We start from the raw sequence: 19,564 nt of genomic DNA, 5'->3' as shown, positions 1-19,564 counted from the left end.
TCATTGCTCGATGCCGGTGGCTGTGATCAGCACCGGGTAGTGCCGCAGGCCCAGGCGCTCGGCCAGGTCGTCGCCGGACATGGGCGCGAGGGGTACGCCGGGCACCAGGGTGCGCAGCCGCGCCAGGCCCTGCACGGTCTCGACGTTGACCACCAGACCGACCGCGCCGCGCTCGCGCAGCGCGGCTGCCTGGCTGCGCAGCCAGGCCCGAGATGCCTCGTCGTCGCCGACGACAACGAAAGGCCGCAGACCCGGAGCCTCGATGACACGCCGCGGGACGGTGCCGGGGGTGAGCTTGGCGCTGCGCACCGGCAGCATCGCGGCCTCGTCCGCCGGCGTGGCGGGAACCTGGGGCGTCGGGATCGGCGGCCGGGCCGGTGCGTTGGTGCGCGGCTGGAGGTTCAGGGCTTCGTAGTACGGCAGCGCCGACGCGCCGCCGCGGTCTTCGACCACGATCAGCGGCTCGCCGGCAAGCGAGGCCAGCGGCAGACCCGCCAGCAGTACGAGCAGGCCACGCAAGGCCAGATGGGATGTCGTCATGGGGATGTCTCCTTGCGTGCGGCGAGAACCGCGGCGGTTGGGCGTGCGCCCTGCACCCGGGCGAGGTGGCGCGACACGCTGCGCCGGTAGCGGGCGGCGGGCTCGCCACCCGCGGGGCGGTGGTAGCGGCCCATCGCCAGCAACCAGTCCTCGCCGGGGGCGTGTTGCTCGCGCAGGATCTCGGCAGCGATGGCGAGATTCCGGTACGGGTCGAGCAGGTCGCAGGCGCTGGCGTAGCGCTGCTGGTGGTAGCCGAGGTTGATCTGGCCCAGGCCCGCGTCGATGCGCGTGTGCGGCGTGGAGCGCATCGCCTGCTGCAAACCCGCGCAGGCATCGGCGCGGGTCGCATAGCGGCGTGATTGGCCGGCGACGTTGAGGGACCACGGCCACGGGACGATGCGTCCGTTACGGCGGATGCCACTCTCCTGCAAGGCCACGGCGTAGAGCACCGTCGAGGGGATGCCTGCGCGCTGCGCGGCGAGCTGGTAGGCCGGTGGCGGAACCTCCTGGGCTTGGGCGACGCAGGCGCATAGGCCAGCGGCGAGCACCAGTGTGCGCAGGGGGGCGGCTATGGCTGGCGCTGCCATTGGCCGTTCACCTCGCGCACGACCGCCGGCAGGTCGCCGGGTACCCCCAAGGTCAACCAGCGGCCGCCGTCGTGGTTGAGCGTGATGCTGCCGCTGCGCACGCGCGCCGGATCGACGTTCGCGCGCTTGGCCCAATCGCGGATGCGCGCGTCGTCCTGGCGGCTGCCGACCATGTACAGGTCGAATTCGGCGCCCGAGGATTGCAGGCGCTGCACGAGCTGGCCGCAGGCCACGCAGTTATCTTTCACGAACACTGCCGTGCGGCCGGAGCCGCGCGTGGCCCCGGCGACCGGCTTGTCGTCCGGCAGGTTCACCCGCTGCATCCCGGGGTTCAGGCGCTGCCAGGCCTCGTCATAGGCCCGCTGATAAGCGAGCAGTTTCTCCACGCGGCGCGCTTCGACCTGCACCTGCAGCTCGGCGTAGCGTCGCCGTTCCTCTTCGGTACGCGCCTCGATGCCCAGGGCCGACAGCGGGTCCAGGTTGGGCGAATAGATGCCCAGTGGACCGTCCATCAGTTCGCGATAGCGCGCCCACTCCTGAGGTTGAAGGCCCCAGTCGCTCGCCACCCGGTCGTCCAGAATGCGGGCGACCAGCGGGCGTTCCTGACTCTGCGCATTGCGGGCGGGAGCCGTGGCGGATTGCTGCGCCCACGCGGGCAACTGGGTGGACGCCAGCAGAAGCGCGGAAAGGATGATCGACGGCTTCATGTGGTGTGCTCCGTTCAGGGGATCGCCACGTGGCGGGTCTGGTCGCCGGCCTGGAACACCGCAGTGCTGCCCTCGACGGCCTGCAAGCGCCACGGGCCGACCGCATCGCCGGGTAGCAGCACCTGAAGCTGGTCGGGCGTGAAGTCGCCATTGCTCGGCGCGACGGACACGCTGCGCTCGCCGGCACGCAGTTCGGCACCGACGATGCGGAACGGGAGCGGCGTCGGTTCGGGCTTGGCGGTGGGCTTGTTCCTGGTGCGCGGCTGGGCGGGTGCAGCGGCGCGCGCAGCGGTCTGCCGCGCCTTGATTTGCTCGACTTCGGCGCGCAGTGCCTGAAGGTCGTCGGCGGAGGCATAGGCGCTCAGCGATTTCTCGACCTGGGCCGCGCGTGCTTCCAGGATTTGGCGGGTGTCTTTGAGGTCTGCCGCCGTGGCGACGGCTGGACGCTGCTGGATGGCCTCGACGGTCTCGGCCAGGCCTGTTGCCTGCGCTTCGAGGCGTTGCAGGCGGGAATCGAGGCGCTCCTGGTCGGCCTGGTCGTTCATCGTCTGGTAGCCGAGGGCAACGAGGACACTGAGGCCGATCAGCCAGAGCCACATCAGGCTCTGCACCACCACGGCGGCCGTTGAACGATGGGCGGGCTGCGGGGCGTTCATGGCTGGCCTCCCGATGCCGCGGGCGCCAGCGGGAACGTCTGCACCGCCTCGGTGGCAGGCGGCGCGGGTACGTTGTCGGCGGTCATGCTGTCGCCGGGCCGCTCGAAGCAGATTTGCCGCGCGCGGTCATCCGCGTGCAGTTCCCAGGCCGAACCAGCCAGGGTGAGCAGCGCATCCCGCAGGGTCATGGGGCCGAGGTGCAGGTGGGCCGCCGGCAGCGGCAGTGCGTACAGCTCGATCACCGCGTGCGTCGTCTGGCACAAGCCGTAACCGCTGCGCTTGAGCACATGCCGTAGCCCGTCGCCGACCGTAGCGCGTGCATCCTCGGGCATCGACACGTCGATGGTCTGCAACAGCAGGTCGCGCTGCGCTGCTGTCGGTGCCAGTTCCACGAGGGTGTAGCGGCCGTAGCGCACAACGGGGATGTATTCGGGCGCCTCGGGTACGGGTGCGGCCGAGACTTCCTCGATGGTGTCGGGCGCGACCGGCGCGCTCGTCGTCGCGCAGCCGCCAGCCAGCACCGACCAAAGCAGGCCGAGAAAACCCGCCAGCAGACGGCGTTCGGGATGGTGAAACCAAGGTGGAGAGGGGCACATGGCGCGTCGTCCTGAAACATCGAGCCCTCACCATCGCCGCTCGGGCCACGAGCGGCAGCAAACAATGCGAACCAGGCAGCGCCCGATTTCCCGGCAGCCTCCCTCCAAAGGAAAAGGCCCCCGAAGGGGCCTGTGAAAACGCATCGGGCTTCGCCCGATCAATCCCGAGCCAGCTTCAGGCCGGGATCGACCCGTGCCAGTTGGGTGTGCGACCAGCAGCGCACGAACTGCCCGTTCTCGCCGAGCGGCCGGTTCGCCACCGCCGCCGAATACTCGTCAGTGTCGCTGGTGTCGTAGCAGATGACCTTGATCTCGCCGCTGTCGCAGCGGATGGAGTGGATCTGGCCGTCGGTCATATCGACCACGACGACCTGCGGAACGAGGCCAAGTTCGCGGGCGGCCGACAGGATGGGGCCATATTCGGCGGCGTCGAAGCAGATGAACGGCCCTTCGTACCGGGCCTCTTCGGCCAGGTCCCTGGCCTTGTCGTAGTGGATACCCAGGTCGTATTCCTCCTGGGTGATCCTGACCTTGAAGACCGGCACGTTGGGGCTACCGGAGGCACCGATGCAGACGACCGCGACTTGCATCTCGATCTCACCGCCGTCGGCAGGTTCGGTCGAGGGGATGACGGCTCGGCCCGTGGGGGCGTCGTCTTCCATGCCCATGCGCTCGCGCATTTCGTCGATGAAATCCTCGGGGGCCATCAGGCCATAGCTCGCCAGGCGCAAGGGAATGTCCTCTGCACAGAGGTTGCCGTCCCCGATGCGTTGCTGCATGAAGGCGGCGATCTCGGCTTCGAGCGCATCGCTGTTAGTCGCCGAGGGCAACTCGGTCACCTCGATCGACCAAACATCCACCTTCGCGGCGGTCTCATCGATTAGCAACCTCTCGCCGATGGCGCGGACCCACATGCGTTGCAGCCGTGCCAGTATTTCCGACGCGGCCTCGCCGTTGAGCAAACAGGTCACGTCCAGCGTCAGGCGGGCCTTCACGTTTTCGGGCGTGGATTGGGTATGGGTGTTCATGGAAATCTCCTTGGAATGAAAAATGCGCAGCCACGTCCACGGAGACCGTGGGCGTGGCTGCAAGGTGGGAACAATGGAAAGCCGGCGGCGCGAGGCCGGCGTTGGCGTGGGGATCAGGCGGCGACCAGTTGCCGGGCCAGCGCGACCTCGACGGAATCACCGTCCTGGTTGAGCACATCCAGGCCCGATTCGGGCACGTCGCCCGAGGTGGACTGCGAGACCATGATCTTCTTGGCCATCAGCTCCAGGCAGGTCATCTGCGAGGAACCGGCGTAGCCGAGGTAGATCACGCGCACCGGCTGTTTCTGTCCGATGCGCCAGGAGCGGCGTGCCGCCTGCTGGAGCGAGTACACGTTGTAGCCCGACTGCATGAAAACGATCGTCGGGAAGTCCAACAGGTCCAAGCCCGTCTTGACCAGCTCGGGGTTGGTGATGAGCACGTCGATGCCACGGTCCAGTTGCTCGGCGATCCAGTCCTCGCGGCGGCTGGCGTCCACGCTTGCGCGCAGCACCGCCACCCGAAAACCTTCCTGCTCCAGCAGCACCTTCAAGCGCGACGTGGTGTCGCGCGTGCCGGTATAGACCGTGTAGGCCAGGACCTTGCGGCCCTGCGCCTTCTCTTCTTTGCAGATGTCGATCAGCTCGCGCTCTTTCGGCGTCACCTCAAACTCGTTGAACTGAGCCGGGACGAACGCCAAGGTGTTGCGCGTGCGCGGATGCACCACGGTTTCCGACCGGAAGCAGCAGTCCGGCCAGGCCAGCAGCACGTTGAGCACCACACCCAGCAGCGTCGTATCGCGTCGCGCCAGAGCCTGTTTCAGCTCCGCGGTCAGCCGACCCGCCAGGTCGCGGTAGGCCGCGGCTTGCGCCGTGTCCATTGCGACTTCACGGAACTCCTCGTCATACGGCGGCAGGACGTTGCCGCCGATGTCCTTGAGCTTGAGGAAGATCGTGAACGGCAGGATGCACCGCAAGACCCCTTTCGGCCCGAAGCCGGGAGCCTTGACCGTGCGCACCGATACCTTGGTGCCCCTGGCCGTCTTGTGCGCCGTGCCGGTGCTTTCGGAGTAGATGTCCTTGAGGACCCCGTGGTCCCTCATGAACGCCATGGCCGCCGAGGTCATGCTGCCGCTCGTGGTCGGGCGGTAGCCGTCTTCGATCATCCGCCCAGGCAGGGCTCGGAACAGCAGGTAGAACAGGTCGTCCCCGTAGCCGCCCATCAGCGTGCCTGTCAGCAGCAAGGTCTTGCGAGCCTTCGCCGCCAGCACGCCCATGGCCTGGCCCTGGGCACTGCCACCGTTCTTGTACTCGTGGGCCTCGTCCGCGATGCACAGGTCGAACGTGCCTTGAGGCAGGTAGCGCTTGATGAACTCGGACGGCTGGTAGCCGCCTTCGCCGAAGCCGAACTCCATGTTCGCCATCGCTCTTTCCATGCGATGCGCCTGGCGGTCAGAGAAGACCAGTTCGCCGTTGCCGTCCATGAGGTTGATGAACTCATGGATGTTGTCGCCCAGCATCGACGCGAGGAAGCCTTCGCCGAACTTCTGCATCAGCTTCTGCGCGGTGACTTCCCCGATCGTCGGGATGCGCTTGAGGGCTTTCAGCACGGCCGAGGACTGGTCGCTGCCGGACAGGCTGCGCGGGCGGATCAGCGTCCACAGGGGGGCGGCGCAATGGCTGCACTTCCTGCGGTATTCCTCGGCTTGGAGCGCGACCGGATTGACCGGCTCGCCGTCGAGGTCGGTGATGACCGTGCCGCAGTCCGGGCACGCCGCCACGTTGCCGTGACGGGTGCGCCGCTGGGTGAAGACGGGCTTCCAGTGGAACCCCATCCGCATCCTGACCCGGCCCAAGACGAAGAACTCCTGGCCCGTGGGCTGGACATTCAACTGCTCGCGCAGCTTGATGAGCTTGATGAGCGTGTCCGGCCCGTTGAGCACCCACACCTTGGCGCCTGCCACCGTCTCCTGGATCTCGCGCCGCCACTTGTAAACAAGGTGCGGCGGCGAAAGAACCAGGGTGCGGCGATAGCCTTCGGCGTTGAGCACGGCGGCCGTGGCGATGCCGACGGTCGTCTTGCCGCAGCCCATTTCGCCATTGACGATCGCGGCGCGTTCGCCACGGTCGATCAGCAGCTCGGCGGCGGCGTGGACGACTTCGGCCTGGGCCGGAAACAGCTTGCGCTTGAGGCTGGCGACGACGAGTTGCCGGTGCGCCTGCGGCTGGCCGTTATAGACCGGCGGGTTCGCGCTGTTGAGGGCGTCGAGCAGTTCGTCGCCGAACTCGCCGACGAAATCCTGAAGGCTCAGGGTCAGAGGGGAAGATTCCGCATCGAGCAGTTCGCCCTGTACGGGCGCGGCTTCAGCGGCAGTGGTTTCGAGATCGAGGGACATGGTGATGCTCCAAAGAAAATGGGGCATGCACCACCCCCGCGGGGCGATGGCATGCCCCGTGGTGGGATGAAGAGACGGCAGGCGGCCGTCGTCTGGGAGAGATCAGTACTCGCTGGGCAGTAGCAGCGTGGTCACGCTGCGATCCCATTCGGTGATAATCCAAAGCTGCAGGCCGGGTGCGACCTGGTAGGAAGAGAAAAGGCGGTCCTCGCCGGACTCCAGCGCGGCATCGTTCTGCCGCTTGTCGTAGTCGTCGAGGTCGCCCCAGTCGCCATTGAGGTGGCGGTGCAGATACGGCACCGGGTTGAGCCGGCCCTGCTGGACCAGGGCGTCAACGCCACAGGTCACGACGGTCTCGCCAGGGAAGAAGCGCCGGCTCGATGCTTGGCCGATGGGAAGTGCTTGGGCTGCCATGGAAAGGCTCCTTGAAGATGAAGGGGCCACGGCGCCCCCTCGGGGCGACTGGACCCCGGTGGGTGGAGGAAGCCGACGGTGACCGTCAGCGGTAGAGAAGCGATCAGCGGATGGTCAACACCTCGCCCCGCGTGGCGGAGCCGGGCGTCATGTCCCACGCGCGGATGACGGGCACGAACTTGTCGGTGAGGATGCGGGTCTCGGCGATGGAGCCGTCTTCGCGTTCGGTGAATTCCCGCTGGAGCGTCTTGTCCTTGTGGGTGTCACCTTTGACGACGAGCACGCGCCCGGTCTTGGAGCGCACAACCCCCGAGATCGCGCCCGCGGCCAGAGCCAGGGCGAGATGCCAGTGGGACAAGGCACGCGCCGGTGGACGCAGCGACTGCTGCGCGGCCCCCAGGTGCGTGTCCTGCGACGGCCAGAGGCCTTGCAGCCGGCCGACTTCATCGGCGAACTGCTCTGGCTCCATCGTCACGCGGAAGAAATGCTCCGGCTCGGCCGGACTGGCGGGGACGATGTACGGCAGGAACGGCCATTCGCTCGGCAGTTCCTCGGCTTCGACTTCACCAAGCCCGATCTGCAGCAGCAGATTGCGCACGGCCTTGAGACCATCGGGTGCCAGCTCGCGCTGGCGCACCCTGCGGCCGAAGATCACCACCTGCTTGAACTGCGTTTCCACCGCTCGGTAGATGCGTAGGTCCGTGTAGTGGCGTGTCAGCCAGCCGACCAGCTCGGCGTCGAGCACGTAGCCAGGGACGATGAAGACCAGCACGCCGCCATACTGCAATAGCGAGAGGCTGCGCTGATAGAAGAGCTTCTCGAAGCGGGCACGGCCCTGGCCCTGATAGCCGATGTTGCCGTTGACGTCCTTGGACAGATCGCCATACGGTGGGTTGAGCCAGAGCAGCCCGAACGACTGCTTTGAGATCATCGTGTCCATCAGGTCCGCGTGCAGGCAATGATCGACCAGGCCGCGGGCATGGCGTGCCCGCTCCGCGTCGAACTCGACGGCGAACGCCTTGGCTTGCTCGCGCCCGAGAGCATGAGCGGCTTCGGCGATCGCCACGCCTTCGCCGGCGCAGGGATCGAGGATGCACATCGGGCCATCGCTGGGCATCAGTGCGTTGAGGGCTCTTTCGAGCGTGGGTTCGTCGGTCGGGTAGTACCCGTTCTTGGAGAAATTGCGGGCGAGCCGCGGGAACATGAGGGCCATGGAAGTCTCCTGGTTGGCGGGGATGAAGTGCGAAAGCACGCCTTGGCGTGCTCTCGCGGGCGGGTCAAGCCGCTACCGCTTCCGGCGTCCAAATCTTGGCCGGATACGGATAGGCGGTGAGCACGTCACTGCGGATCAGGGAGCCCAGCGCCAGGGTCAGCGCCGGCACGTCGATGGCGAGCCGATGGCCTTCCAGCGACCCGAGGGCGAACGGAAGACGGGCCAGCATCTCGCGGGTCTGTAGCAGCTCCAGCACGGTTTCGCGCCAGTGGTCGAGCAGCGGCAGTGGGCAGGTGTCCCGCACCAGCATCCACAGGCGGTCAAGCCGGTGGGCGCTGCCCTTGGGCAGCAATGCCAGTGCGCTGGCGTTGGCCTTGTCGGGCTTGACGCAGCGGCGGTCGAACAGCCACACGTTGGACAGCGAACCGAACAGCGTTCGCCGGTAGGCGCGGGTCATGCGCTTTTCCAGACGATCGACGTTGCTGACGAACACCGGGACGCTGCCGCCCTGGTCGGTGATGACGTGGAACTGGTCCAGGCCCTGTTCGTCGCGCCCGAGGGTCAGACGAGCGAGGAACTGCTGGACGGCGGTGTCGCGCGCCCAGATCGACAGGAAGATCAGATTGCCCTGGTCATCGCCGACGCAAGCATCGGCCATCACGTCGGAGCATTCGTCGATGCGGTACAGCGTGGAAGAAGTGTTTGCGGGCATGGTGGTGTCCTCGGATGAACGGGAACAGCACCGCCCGCTGGGGCAAGTACTGCCCCAGGGGGTGGAAGAAAACCGCTCAGTCCGGCTCGAACTGCCGGGTGTGCGGGTTGAAGTGAAGCGGCTCGTCCGCCGAAGTGATCGGCGTGAAGCCTTCCAGGTAGATGTTGTTGAGGTACTGGTCGCGGTAGGTCAGTGCCTGCCGTGCCTGGTCCTCGGTGAGGCCGTTGTCGATGAAGTACGCCAGCATTTCCTCGTCGGAGGACACTTCGTCGTTGGACAAACTCCCTTCAACGAGTGCCAGCAACGAGGGCGGAAGCGTTGCCAGGATCGGGTCCATGTCGGTTCCTCCTGGCTCAGGCCATCGACGCCGCGGCGGATGCCGCGGATGCCGTGGGTGTGCGCCGCCGGGCGTGGTAGGCGCGAACGCCTGCACGCCAGTCGGCGGACTGCTCCGGTGCGAGGTCCAGATAGGACAGCGGGCACGTGTAGTAGTACGGGTGCATGGACTCGTCCAAGGACTTGTAGCCCCACTGGCCGCCGCTTCGTTCAAGCAGATCGCAGCGGATGTAGCGCAGGGACTGGCCCGGTGCGAGATCACGATGCACGCCTTCGACCTTGGCGGTCACTTCGGCGACGGACCACAGCACGTTGCCGCGCAGGGTGTGAGCGATGACCTTGACGCTGGCGCGCTCGGTCTCTTGCGGTGCGATCAGTTCCGCGATCAGTTCGGACCGCGATTGGTTTGAGAAATACCAGCCCATGAGAGGCCTCCTCGAAAAGTTGAGCTGAAGGCCTCCCCGTGGGGAAGAACCCCCAGCGGGTGATGGAATGCCGCATCTGCGGCGAAGGAACCTATGCGTCGCCCTCAATCCCAGTCGTCATCGTCTCGATCACAACCGGCCGGGCAGTAGCCGAACTCGATCCCGTGCGAGCAATAGCCATGCTCCGCATTCCAGTCCTGGGTTTCCTGCCGTTCGGCAGGTGTTGCGTAGTCCCATTCCTGGGCCGCGATTTCGAGAGCCTGAGCACGTTGCTCATCCGGCAAACGATTGGCCTGTGCGTCGATCGCCGAACTGAAGAGCGTCACGTAGTGGTCGTAGGACAAGCCGCAACCGCGCTGGGCGTGTGCGGCGGCCGCTTTGCAAAGGTCCCGCCACGCGGGTTCATCCAGCGTTGAACGCGGGGTATCGCAAGCGATGGTGGACATGATGGAGACCTCCAGAAAATGGCCAGGGCCTCCCCCGCATGGGAAAGGAACCCCGGCGGGTGGATGAAGAACACCGCGCATGCGGCGTCTGCGATCACGCAGGTTTTGGTTCGGCCTGGCGGCTCCACTCCTGCGTCTTGAAGTCCAGCGCGTAGCCCAGCTCGCCCAGGCGGGCGATCTGCGCGCGCAGGGTGCGGCGGTCGATGGTCGAATCCAGTTTCACGGACTCGCCCAGCGGCCACAGCAGGCCGAAGAGCGCGGCGTCACCGTCTTCGGTGCTGCCGGGGGCAGCGGCCGTAGCAGGCGGTGGCGCATCCACGCCGAAGGGCGTGGTATCGACCAGCGGGTCCGCGGACGCCTGCACGGGTGCGGGCTTGGCGGGCCTGGACGCTTTGGTGGGCTTGGCCGGCGTTGCCGCAGGCTGCGCCCCTTGCTCTTCATCGAGCGGATCGACGTCCTGGGTGGCGAAGCTGCGGGCTTCGTCGCGGCTGAGTTTGTCGATGCCGTTGAGCGTCATGCCGTCGAGGCTGGCACGGATCTCGAACCGCATGCCGCCGCCGACCGGATAGGACTTCGGGAAGATGTACCTGATGATGAATTCCCCGTCGTACTTGCCTTCGGGGTACTGCTCCAGCTCCGGGTCTTTGACCTCGAAAGTACCGAGGTGCGTCGCGAGGCGGCCAACCGTGAACGGGCCGTTCTTGCCGCGGATGGTACGCAGCGTGAGCTGGCCGGGGACGACGATGGGCGCAACCGATTTCTCGGAAGCCGATGGGGTTGCCATGATGGTTCTCCTGATGATGAATGACGGGCCGCCGACGGCACCCGGTGGATGAGAGGAAATGGCCTCGCCCGAGGTGGGCGAGGTCCGCGTGGCATCACGCCTTGAGCTGGCGCATGCCTTCGGCCAGCAGCCACAACGCCCGGTTCAGGCGCAGGTTCTGGTCGATGCCTTGCACCGGACGGGTGCGCTGATTGCGGCCGTTGGCCGTGCGTCCGTTCAGGCCCCCTTTGACTAGGTTCTCCTGGACGCGGTTGAAGACGGCCCACAGGTCGTTCTTGCGGTCGTCCCATCGCCGGGGTGCCAGCAGTTGGCTCTCGGTGACAGGCGTGGACTTGGCCGGATCGTCGTACTTGAGTGCGAGCGCAGAGTTCGCAAAGACCTCCGCTTCGCCCTCATCGAGGGTGATGGTGCGCATCGCATCGCGCGCGTTATGCACGCGCTCGAAACCTTCGAGGACTCCGTAGGCACCTTCGATCACCTGGCTGGCCACGTCGCCCTTGTGGGGAACGCGGATGTCTGCGGTGGTGTCACCGCAAACCAGGCCGTTGTGGCAGACGAACCGGAACATGCCGGCGAGCATCTGATAGCTGCTCGTGCCGTCATGGCTGTTGAGCAGGATGATCTCGTTCGCCTCGTCGCCGTTGATCTGGCTTGCATGGCGAAGTCGGATGAGGTGCTTCGTGTACTCGCGCCGGTCTTCGTTGCGCACGCGCGTCTGACACACCATGAAGGGCTCGAAGCCCTCCTGGCGCAGCTTGGTCAGCACGGTCGAGGTCGGTATGTAGGCATACCGATCGGACCGGCTCCCATGTGGAGCGTCGGCGAAGATCGACGGAACGACGGCACGAATGCGGTCGTCCGAGAGTGGGCGATCAGAGCGCAGGATCGGGGATTGCGGAGCAAAGCGGGATACCAGAGACATGGCTGATCTCCTTTGAGAAATTCGACAACCGCGTGGCCGTGAGACCACGCGGAACTCGGGGGATGAAATGCGCAAGCACGCGTCCTGGGGACGCGGCGTACGTGGGGAGGAAAAGCGACAAGGCCCCGTGAGAGGCCGTGCCGGATCAGAACGAAGCAGCCAATGCCGGCTCCTGCTCCTGGACTTGCGCCTCGGGCTCGCGCTCGGCGGGCTCGGTGGCCGTGTCGATGGCATCGTCGGCTTCGGACGCGGATGCGTCTTCGGCCGGCGGCGCCTCGGCTTGCGCCTGGCTCGTCGGATAGACCTGGGTGCCGTCGATCTTGATGAGACCGATGTGGACCAGCGTCGATTCCAGGCTGGCGGCCGGTTCCCCGGCGTGCTCACCCTTGGTGCGGATGTACGGATCGATCTTCATGTCGTTCAGACGGAAGGCGATCAGCACCTTGCGGTCACCCTCGACGGCCTGAACGCACCGGCGAACCAGGTGCTCGGCTTCCGGGGTGGCGACGATGGTGTCGAAGTACCGATACTCCGGTTCATCGACAGGCCCGGCCAGTGCCGCGACGGTGCAAGAGAGGAACGAGTCGCCAGCTTTTGGGGTGACGTCCTTCACACGATTGAGATAGCCGATGCCGCGGGTGATCAACTCGTGCTGCTCGATCGAAGCCAGTTCGGCCCGGTCGATCAGTTCGGCCTTGAGCAGTCGCGCCTTGAGGGACGCGGCGGCCTGACCCTTCTGCTCACCCTTGTCGCGGATGTACACATCGCCCCACAGGTCACCGAGGCGAAAGCGCACCAGCGGGCGCTGCTTGGGATCGTCAACGCCGATGTAGCGCTGAACGAGCTTCTTGGCCTCGGCACCCGAGACCTTGACGTCGAAGTAGCGGTAGCTGGGGTCCCGGGCGGGGCCGACCAGCGCGGCGATGGTGCATGCCAGGAAAGGCTGCGCACGGCGGCCGCCCCGGACGGGCACTTCACGGACACGCTGGATGTAGCCGATGCCCGAGGTGTGGAGGTCGAAATACGATTTCTCGTTGGACGTGGTGTTCATGGTGAATCTCCATTGGGATGAAGCGGAGACACACCGGCCCACGCATGCGGGGAAGGTGCGTGACCCCGCGGTGGGTTGATAAGGCGAAAGCATCCGCCACCAGAGGCTGGTGGCCGCTCGCGGAAGGATGCGGTGCGAGCTGGCTCGGTCACGCAGTGGGAACTGCGCCGCAACCTCGAAGACCGATGGTTGCCTGGCATGTCGCTGACGACGTCAGCAGGCATGGGGCCAGCATGGCGGGGCCTCGCGCGCGCGGCAGCAATCAATCGGCACCCGGGCGCTTCCCTTTGTCCGCGCCACCCGGCGCCTGTCACAGGCACTTGGCGCCGCGCAGGTGCTCGGGGGTATCGGCGCGCGGACGGCCGGGACGGCTCCAGGCGCCGCCACCGCGCGCGCCGATCAGCCGCCAGCCGGCGGCGCGCAGGCTGGCGCCACCTTCGTCGGGCATGGTGTAGGTGAGCAGGCGTATGTAGCCCAGCGCCCTTGCCGCCTGCCAGGCCGCGCCGTAGAGCTTGCTGCAGGCGCTGGGTGTGCCGTCGGTGCACAGCCGCGTGACTTCCAGCGTCCAGGTGCCGCGCGACCGGGCGGCCGACAATGGCCACGCCGTGGATCAGGTCGCTGTCGCTCAGCGTGACGGCCAGGGCGAACTTCGCGCCCTGGACCGGGCGGTGGTGGCGATGGTGCGACAGAACGAATGCATTGGCCGTGCGCAGCGACACCGGTAGGAGGTGCAGCCTCGGCGAGGTCGATGGCGTGTTCATGCGGTTGTCTCCGGTGGCATGCCGGCGTTGTGGCCGGCGGGGCGTGCCTCGGCGGCTGGAGACAAACGCGCACGCGCGGCGATGGCGGCGGTGCGAACAAAAGAAGGCCCCCGATGCGGGGGCTGCGAGGCGGTTGCCGCGTCAGGCGGGAGGCACCACTGCTAAGGACAGGTGCGTGGCGGTGGCGGAAAGCACGAGATCGTCCGCCGAGTGCTGGAGGCGCGTGAACAGGCCGTCCTTCGGGTCGAAATACTCCGCGAAGTCATCGCCGCCCAGCTCGCGGCCGGCGAGGTGCCACCAGTCATCGAACGGGTCGGTGTCCGGGTTGCATCCGACGGCGTAGGCGAGCAGTGCCTGGCGCCCATCCGGGCGACGCTCCCCACGCTCGGCGAGGAAGTACACGCCCTGATCCTTGACCAGGACAATGCGGCACTGATTGGGGACGTCTCAGAAAACGGAAAAAATCGTACGCTAAGCCGGTTGCAGCGGTCGTAGCGGCCTGAACTTGCCCGCGCCGATCTTGGCGCTGCTGCGCCAGAGGTAATCGCCGGTCAGGTTGATGTGCTCCCAGCCCAGCGGCGACAGGTACTGCAACAGGGCGTCATCGACAGTCTGGCCGTGACCGCGTAAGGCGTTTGAGGCCCGTTCCAGATAGACCGTGTTCCACAACACTATGGCCGCCGTCACCAGGTTGAGGCCGCTGGCCCGGTAGCGCTGCTGCTCGAAACTGCGGTCGCGGATTTCGCCCAGCCGGTTGAAGAACACGGCGCGGGCTAGCGCGTTGCGGGCTTCGCCCTTGTTCAGTCCGGCATGCACGCGGCGGCGCAGCTCGACGCTTTGCAGCCAGTCCAGGATGAACAGCGTTCGCTCGATGCGGCCCAGCTCGCGCAGCGCCACGGCCAGGCCGTTCTGGCGCGGGTAGCTGCCGAGTTTCCTGAGCATCAGCGAGGCCGTCACCGTGCCCTGCTTGATCGAGGTGGCCAGCCGCACCTTGGCGTTGATCGCCTTGCCGGACGCCTGGAACTGCTGCTGATGCTTGTGCTTGGCAGCGTTGAACAGCTTGCCCAGGATGCGGTCGTGCAGGTCGATGATTTCGTCGGTGACGGTGGCCATGCCCTCGATGGCGAGCGCACCAGGGTCGCGTAGCGGCGCTGTGCCTCGAACTTGGCCAGATCGGCGGGCGTCATCTGGCCGCCTTCGCGGGCGATCTTGAGCAGGCGGTTCTGGTGCACCGACCGCTCGATGCCGGAAGGCAGGTCGAGCGCCTGCCAGGCTTTGAGGCGCTCGATGTGTTCGAGTATGTGGCGCGAGTTCGGCTTGACGGGCGACTGGCGCAGCCAGGCCAGCCAGGTCGTCTTGCCGTTGTCGTGGCGCTTGAGCAGATCGTCGAGGCGGTGCCGGTGGGTGGCCGACAGGGGATCGGACAAGGCCGCGTAGATGCGGCGGTTGGCGCGGCTGTAGGCGTTCATCGAACACCTCCCTTTTCCTCATCCGGCGCAACAGGACAGTTGCTTCACGTCCTTGTTGAAGGTCTGCGCCGCGAGCTTCAGTCCCTCGACCATGGTCAGGTAGGGGAACAACTGGTCGGCCAGCTCCTGCACGGTCATCCGGTGGCGGATCGCCAGCGCGGCCGTCTGGATCAGTTCGCCCGCTTCCGGCGCGACCGCCTGTACGCCGATCAGCCGCCCTGAGCCAGCTTCCGCCACCAGCTTGATGAAGCCGCGCGTGTCGAAGTTGGCGAGCGCCCTCGGCACGTTGTCGAGCGTCAGCAGCCGGCTGTCGGTCTCGATGCCGTCGTGGTGCGCTTCCGCCTCGCTGTAGCCCACGGTCGCCACCTGCGGATCGGTGAACACCACCGCCGGCATCGCCGTCAGGTCCAGCGCCGCGTCGCCGCCGGTCATGTTGATCGCGGCGCGCGTGCCGGCCGCCGCCGCCACATAGACGAACTGCGGCTGGTCGGTGCAGTCGCCGGCAGCAAAGATGTGCGGTGCGCTCGTGCGCATGGCGCGGTCGATGACGATGGCTCCCTGCGCATTGACTTCGACGCCTGCCGCTTCAAGGTTCAGGCTGCGCGTGTTCGGCGCGCGACCGGTGGCGACCAGCAGCTTGTCGGCGCGCACTTCCCCCTGCCCGGTGGTGAGCACGAATTCCCCGCCCGCATAGGCAACGTGGCTCGCCTGGGTGTGGTCCAGCACCTCGATGCCCTCGGCGCGGAAGGCGTCTGTTACGGCTTCCCCGATGGCCGGGTCTTCTCGGAAGAACAGCGTGCTGCGCGCCAGGATCGTGACCTGGCTGCCCAGCCGGGCGAAGGCTTGCGCCAACTCGACCGCCACCACGGAGGAACCAATCACGGCCAGCCGCTCGGGGAGCGAGCTGCTTTCCAGCGCCTCGGTGGAGGTCCAGTGGGGTGTGTCCGCAAGGCCCGGGATTGGCGGAAGCGCCGGGCTCGCGCCGGTGGCAATCAGGCAGCGGTCGAAGTTCACCTCGTGCGTGCCGCCGTCAGCGGTCGCCACGGTCAGCGTGCGCGTGTCCCTGAACCGGGCCTCGCCGCGCAGCACGGTGATGGCCGGAGTGCTTGCCAGGATGCCTTCGTACTTGGCATGGCGCAGCTCCTCGACGCGGCCTTGTTGCTGGGCCAGCAGCCGCTCGCGCAGTACAGCGGGCGCTGCGGCCGGCAGGCCAGCATCGAACGGGCTTTCGCGGCGCAGGTGGACGATGTGCGCGGCGCGGATCATGATCTTGGACGGCACGCAGCCGACATTGACGCAGGTGCCGCCGATGGTGCCGCGCTCGATCAGCGTGACGCGGGCGCCTTGCTCCACGGCCTTCAAGGCAGCCGCCATCGCCGCGCCGCCGCTGCCTATCACAGCCACGTGCAGCGCTTGTTCACCGCCAACATGCTTCGTTTCGCCACCGAGCCAGCCCAGCGCCTTGTCTAGCAGGCCGGCAGGCTTGTTCGGCGTGTCGGTAAGCCGTGCGCGATAGCCGAGCGTGGCCACTGCGGCAACCAGCGGGGCCACGCTCACGCCTGCATCCGCCTCGATTTCGGCCTGCCGCTGCGGATAGGACACCGAGGCCGCGCGCACGCCGGGCACGTTCGTCAAAGCCTGCTGGACGTGCTCGGCGCACGACGTGCAGGTCATGCCTTCGATGTGGAGGGTGATCGCCTCGGCCATGATTACGCCCTCACTGCTTGACGCTGGACGGGTAACCCGCGTTTGCGGTGGCCTTGGTCAAGGCGTCGGCATTGGTCTTGGCCTCGTCGAAGGTGACGACGGCCTCCCGCTTCTCGAAGCTGACTTCGGCCTTCTCGACGCCGGCGACCTTGGACAGAGCCGTCTTGACCGTGATCGGGCACGCGGCGCAGGTCATGCCGGGCACCGACAGGGTGACGGTCTTGGTGGCAGCCCAGGCGGGCGCGCTTAGAGCGGCGGCCAGGGCGATGAGGGTGGTGAGGGTGGTGAGTTTCTTCATGGTGATCTCCTTTCAGTAGAACAGCGGCAGGACGTAGGGAAACGCGAGGGCAACCAGAACCAGGGCGGCCACGATCCAGAAGATCACCTTGTAGGCAGTCCGCACTTGGGGCACGGCGCAAACGTCGCCGGGCTTGCAGGCATGGGCTGGTCGGAAGATGCTGCGCCAGGCGAAGAACAGCGCGATGAGCGCTGCGCCGATGAAGATCGGCCGATACGGCTCCAGCACGGTCAGGTTGCCGATCCACGCGCCAGAGAAGCCGAGCGCGACCAGGACAAGGGGGCCGAGGCAGCAGGCCGAGGCGAGGACGGCCGCGACGCCGCCGGTCGCCAGTGCGCCGCAGCCGTTCTTGGGTTCCGACATAAGGTTCTCCTTCCGGGACTTCGCTTGATGCTGTAACGTTACTTCCGTAGTCAACTACGGAGTCAAGCGCCATGGAGAACGCTCAAGAGAATCTGACCATCGGGGCCTTCGCCAAGGCAGCCCGGGTCAACGTGGAGACGATCCGCTTCTATCAGCTCAAGGGCTTGCTACCCCAGCCGGAGCGGCCCTACGGTCGCATCCGCCGCTACGGGCAGGCGGACGTGGCGCGGGTGAAGTTCGTGAAGTCAGCCCAGCGCCTGGGATTCAGCCTGGATGAAGTCGGCCAGCTCCTGAAACTGGAGGACGGCACCCATTGCAGCGAGGCGGCCGAACTGGCTGCTCACCGGCTGGCCGATGTGCGCGCACGCATGGCGGACCTCACGCGGATGGAAGAGGCCCTGTCGACGCTAGTGAGAGAGTGCAACGCGCACCATGGCAATGTTTCCTGCCCGTTGATCGCAGCTTTGCATTGCTGCTAAAGGGCCCACTTCGGCTCTTAGCGTACGATTTTTTTCCGTTTTCTGAGACGACCCCTGATTGGCGATGGCTTCGGTCAGCACGGGGCGCAGGTCAGCGCCTTTGAATCGCAGTGACATGGATGAAATCTCCTGTGTGGAAGAATGAGAAAGGCCTCCATCCGATGGGATGAAGGGCCTGTAGTGCACGCGGCCGGAACGGCTGGAACGCCGTGGCGGATGCCTCGGGTCAGCCGCAGGACCGCCCGGTTTCGCTGCGGGGCGTCATGCCGGGACGGCCTGGCGCTTGCGGGCCGCTTTCGCGTCGAGGATGCTCACGTCGATCTGGCGCCAGCGCCCGTCGTCGATGAGCCTCTCCAGCACTTCGCCGAGCATGTCGAAATACACCTCGTCGTGCCGATCGACCAGTTCGACCGATTCACCGTTCTGACGGTGCAGTTCCACCACGTAGGTGTCTCCGCCGCGGTCGTAGAGGATCGTCACCCGGCCCTCGAACTTCGCGGTCGAGACCGTGAAGCTGATCGCCGGCGGGGTCTCGATGATCTTGGAGGGCGTGGGATCGACCCAGGTGAAGTCGCGGGCACCGGCATCCACCAGCATGTGGGTGATGCGCCGGAAGCGATCGGGGGCCGGCATCTCCTCCAACTGCTCGATGAGCTGGCCCAACTCCATGCACTGCGGCGTGGGAATGGGCAGCTTGGCCGGCGCCGAGCCGAGGATGTGCCTCGTGATGGTGTACGGCGTGCCGTCCGAAGTCTCCTCGGTGATGACCTCCGGCGTGTCCGCGCGCAGTCCGTCGAAGCGACGACGGGCATAGGGTTGGACATGCACCTTGGCGCCTTCGGCAGGAACCGTGGTCACCAGGCTGGGATCGAGCACCGCGAACTCGGAAGGCTTGAGCTTGACGACGATGGCATCGTCGGTCGCGGCGACCACCTTGCCGTCGAAGGGTTGGGGGTCGATGGCGAAGCCCAGCGTTGAGGACAGCGGCTGATCATCGAACACGCGGTACTTGAACGACCGCACGTTGCGGGGCACATGGCCTGCGACCAGCGAAGGCATCATGGATTTGATGAGGGAACGATCCATGGGGAAACTCCTTGAGGAAAAACAAGGGATTCCCCGCCCGCAAGGGAGAGGTCCCTTGTGGGTGGCGTGGATGGACGCGGTAGGTCCGTAGGAAGAAACGACCAGCACGGTTTCCCGCGCTTGCAGCCTCGAAGGTCTCGACTGCCTGGGCATGTGCCGGCAACGCCGACGAACATGGGGCAAGCATGGCCCTGGGGCGGTCTGCCTGCCCGCAGGAAACGGCACCGCACCACAACCGTTTTCCTGTGCTGCGGGCAAGAAAAAGCCCCTCGAAAGGGGCTGGAGGAATCAGGCTTGGTACACGAAGTAGTGCTCGCGCTGACGCGGAAAGAACACGTGTTTCCACGTGTCGCCGCTTGTGTTGCCACCGTCGAAGACGACCATTTCGTAGTCGTCCACGTCGGTGTCCACCAGGTCGGCGCTGGCGATATGGCGCATGTGCAGCGTGCCGCTCATGCGCTCGAATACCAGGATCTGGCCGATGGCATCTTCCTGGCTCATGGCGTTGACGCAGGCTCCGAGTTGGTGCTCGAAGTCGGATGCGGGTGTGATGAGGTCGGGGAACATGGGATCGCTCCTGTGAAAGTGCGC

Annotated in this window: 24 protein-coding genes and 2 pseudogenes; 1 reads left to right on the top strand and 25 read right to left on the bottom strand. The window is 66.4% G+C overall.

Annotated features, from left to right (window positions below; all coding sequences use genetic code 11):
• From ACCQ04_RS10645 to merT, 23 genes and pseudogenes are all read right to left on the bottom strand, one after another.
• Positions 1-540, bottom strand: coding sequence for an integrating conjugative element protein (locus tag ACCQ04_RS10645; RefSeq protein ID WP_003821097.1), 540 nt, complete (start codon positions 538-540; stop codon positions 1-3).
• On the bottom strand, positions 537-1,127 hold the full coding sequence (locus ACCQ04_RS10640) for a transglycosylase SLT domain-containing protein (protein WP_003821096.1): 591 nt from the start codon (positions 1,125-1,127) through the stop codon (positions 537-539). The genes ACCQ04_RS10645 and ACCQ04_RS10640 overlap by 4 nt, the downstream gene beginning before the upstream one ends.
• Positions 1,109-1,834, bottom strand: coding sequence for a TIGR03759 family integrating conjugative element protein (locus ACCQ04_RS10635; RefSeq protein ID WP_003821095.1), 726 nt, complete (start codon positions 1,832-1,834; stop codon positions 1,109-1,111). The genes ACCQ04_RS10640 and ACCQ04_RS10635 overlap by 19 nt, the downstream gene beginning before the upstream one ends.
• 14 nt (positions 1,835-1,848) lie before the next feature.
• Positions 1,849-2,490 carry a PilN family protein gene (locus ACCQ04_RS10630; protein WP_003821094.1) on the bottom strand — a complete coding sequence of 214 codons (642 nt, stop codon included), beginning with the start codon at positions 2,488-2,490 and terminating at the stop codon, positions 1,849-1,851.
• A complete protein-coding gene (gene pilL2 / locus ACCQ04_RS10625; protein ID WP_003821093.1) occupies positions 2,487-3,086 on the bottom strand; it encodes a PFGI-1 class ICE element type IV pilus protein PilL2 in 600 nt (199 codons plus the stop codon). Before pilL2 ends, ACCQ04_RS10630 begins: the two co-directional genes overlap by 4 nt.
• A 158-nt stretch (positions 3,087-3,244) precedes the next feature.
• Entirely contained in the window at positions 3,245-4,114 is an 870-nt protein-coding gene (locus ACCQ04_RS10620) for a hypothetical protein (protein ID WP_003821092.1), read from the bottom strand.
• Between the two features lie 113 nt (positions 4,115-4,227).
• Entirely contained in the window at positions 4,228-6,507 is a 2,280-nt protein-coding gene (locus ACCQ04_RS10615) for a helicase-related protein (protein WP_021205692.1), read from the bottom strand.
• Between the two features lie 102 nt (positions 6,508-6,609).
• Positions 6,610-6,921, bottom strand: a complete 312-nt coding sequence (locus tag ACCQ04_RS10610) for a hypothetical protein (RefSeq protein ID WP_003821089.1) — start codon at positions 6,919-6,921, stop codon at positions 6,610-6,612.
• Positions 6,922-7,024: 103 nt separating this feature from the next.
• Positions 7,025-8,134: a DUF6094 domain-containing protein gene (locus ACCQ04_RS10605; RefSeq protein ID WP_003821088.1), complete on the bottom strand. Its 1,110-nt coding sequence runs from the start codon at positions 8,132-8,134 to the stop codon at positions 7,025-7,027.
• Between the two features lie 64 nt (positions 8,135-8,198).
• On the bottom strand, positions 8,199-8,846 hold the full coding sequence (locus ACCQ04_RS10600; protein ID WP_054901198.1) for a hypothetical protein: 648 nt from the start codon (positions 8,844-8,846) through the stop codon (positions 8,199-8,201).
• A 76-nt stretch (positions 8,847-8,922) separates the two neighbouring features.
• Complete coding sequence (locus tag ACCQ04_RS10595) at positions 8,923-9,183, bottom strand: hypothetical protein (protein ID WP_003090124.1); 261 nt, start codon at positions 9,181-9,183, stop codon at positions 8,923-8,925.
• 16 nt (positions 9,184-9,199) lie between these two features.
• Complete coding sequence (locus ACCQ04_RS10590) at positions 9,200-9,607, bottom strand: hypothetical protein (RefSeq protein WP_003116821.1); 408 nt, start codon at positions 9,605-9,607, stop codon at positions 9,200-9,202.
• Between the two features lie 104 nt (positions 9,608-9,711).
• Positions 9,712-10,053 (bottom strand): hypothetical protein, encoded by a 342-nt coding sequence (locus ACCQ04_RS10585; protein ID WP_003116822.1) that lies wholly within the window; start codon positions 10,051-10,053, stop codon positions 9,712-9,714.
• Positions 10,054-10,147: 94 nt separating this feature from the next.
• Complete coding sequence (locus ACCQ04_RS10580) at positions 10,148-10,837, bottom strand: DUF3275 family protein (protein WP_003116823.1); 690 nt, start codon at positions 10,835-10,837, stop codon at positions 10,148-10,150.
• 94 nt (positions 10,838-10,931) lie between these two features.
• Entirely contained in the window at positions 10,932-11,759 is an 828-nt protein-coding gene (locus ACCQ04_RS10575) for a DUF932 domain-containing protein (RefSeq protein ID WP_003116824.1), read from the bottom strand.
• A 145-nt stretch (positions 11,760-11,904) separates the two neighbouring features.
• A complete protein-coding gene (locus ACCQ04_RS10570) occupies positions 11,905-12,810 on the bottom strand; it encodes a DUF3577 domain-containing protein (protein WP_003116825.1) in 906 nt (301 codons plus the stop codon).
• Positions 12,811-13,120: 310 nt separating this feature from the next.
• Positions 13,121-13,571 (bottom strand): annotated as a pseudogene (locus ACCQ04_RS10565) (XF1762 family protein).
• Between the two features lie 141 nt (positions 13,572-13,712).
• Positions 13,713-13,997 (bottom strand): DUF3085 domain-containing protein, encoded by a 285-nt coding sequence (locus tag ACCQ04_RS10560; RefSeq protein ID WP_031629745.1) that lies wholly within the window; start codon positions 13,995-13,997, stop codon positions 13,713-13,715.
• Between the two features lie 45 nt (positions 13,998-14,042).
• Positions 14,043-14,561: pseudogene (locus tag ACCQ04_RS10555) on the bottom strand (Tn3 family transposase); the annotation flags it as partial.
• The gene (locus ACCQ04_RS10550) at positions 14,525-15,040 is read right to left on the bottom strand and encodes a Tn3 family transposase (protein WP_003098931.1); all 516 of its coding nucleotides are present in this window, start codon (positions 15,038-15,040) and stop codon (positions 14,525-14,527) included. The pseudogene ACCQ04_RS10555 and the gene ACCQ04_RS10550, both read right to left, overlap by 37 nt.
• A gap of 18 nt (positions 15,041-15,058) precedes the next feature.
• Positions 15,059-16,747, bottom strand: coding sequence for a mercury(II) reductase (gene merA, locus ACCQ04_RS10545; protein ID WP_003098932.1), 1,689 nt, complete (start codon positions 16,745-16,747; stop codon positions 15,059-15,061).
• Between the two features lie 10 nt (positions 16,748-16,757).
• Complete coding sequence (merP, locus tag ACCQ04_RS10540; protein WP_003116826.1) at positions 16,758-17,045, bottom strand: mercury resistance system periplasmic binding protein MerP; 288 nt, start codon at positions 17,043-17,045, stop codon at positions 16,758-16,760.
• A gap of 12 nt (positions 17,046-17,057) precedes the next feature.
• The gene (merT, locus tag ACCQ04_RS10535) at positions 17,058-17,408 is read right to left on the bottom strand and encodes a mercuric ion transporter MerT (protein ID WP_003116827.1); all 351 of its coding nucleotides are present in this window, start codon (positions 17,406-17,408) and stop codon (positions 17,058-17,060) included.
• Between the two features lie 71 nt (positions 17,409-17,479).
• Between merT and merR the strand changes: the two genes are divergently transcribed.
• Positions 17,480-17,887: a mercury resistance transcriptional regulator MerR gene (gene merR, locus ACCQ04_RS10530; protein WP_003098939.1), complete on the top strand. Its 408-nt coding sequence runs from the start codon at positions 17,480-17,482 to the stop codon at positions 17,885-17,887.
• 261 nt (positions 17,888-18,148) lie between these two features.
• Here the strand turns inward: merR and ACCQ04_RS10525 are convergent, their stop codons facing one another.
• Both ACCQ04_RS10525 and ACCQ04_RS10520 read right to left on the bottom strand, forming a co-directional pair.
• Positions 18,149-18,973 carry a hypothetical protein gene (locus ACCQ04_RS10525; protein ID WP_003098941.1) on the bottom strand — a complete coding sequence of 275 codons (825 nt, stop codon included), beginning with the start codon at positions 18,971-18,973 and terminating at the stop codon, positions 18,149-18,151.
• A gap of 288 nt (positions 18,974-19,261) precedes the next feature.
• Positions 19,262-19,540, bottom strand: a complete 279-nt coding sequence (locus ACCQ04_RS10520; RefSeq protein ID WP_003116828.1) for a hypothetical protein — start codon at positions 19,538-19,540, stop codon at positions 19,262-19,264.
• Between the last annotated feature and the right edge of the window lie 24 nt (positions 19,541-19,564).

The sequence above is a fragment of the Xanthomonas sp. NCPPB 2866 genome (genome assembly GCF_041475745.2).
In the GTDB taxonomy this organism is placed as follows: Bacteria; Pseudomonadota; Gammaproteobacteria; order Xanthomonadales; family Xanthomonadaceae; genus Xanthomonas; species Xanthomonas arboricola.
The sequence above is the reverse complement of the archived record's forward strand: the minus strand, read 5'-3'. Positions and strand labels throughout refer to the sequence as shown.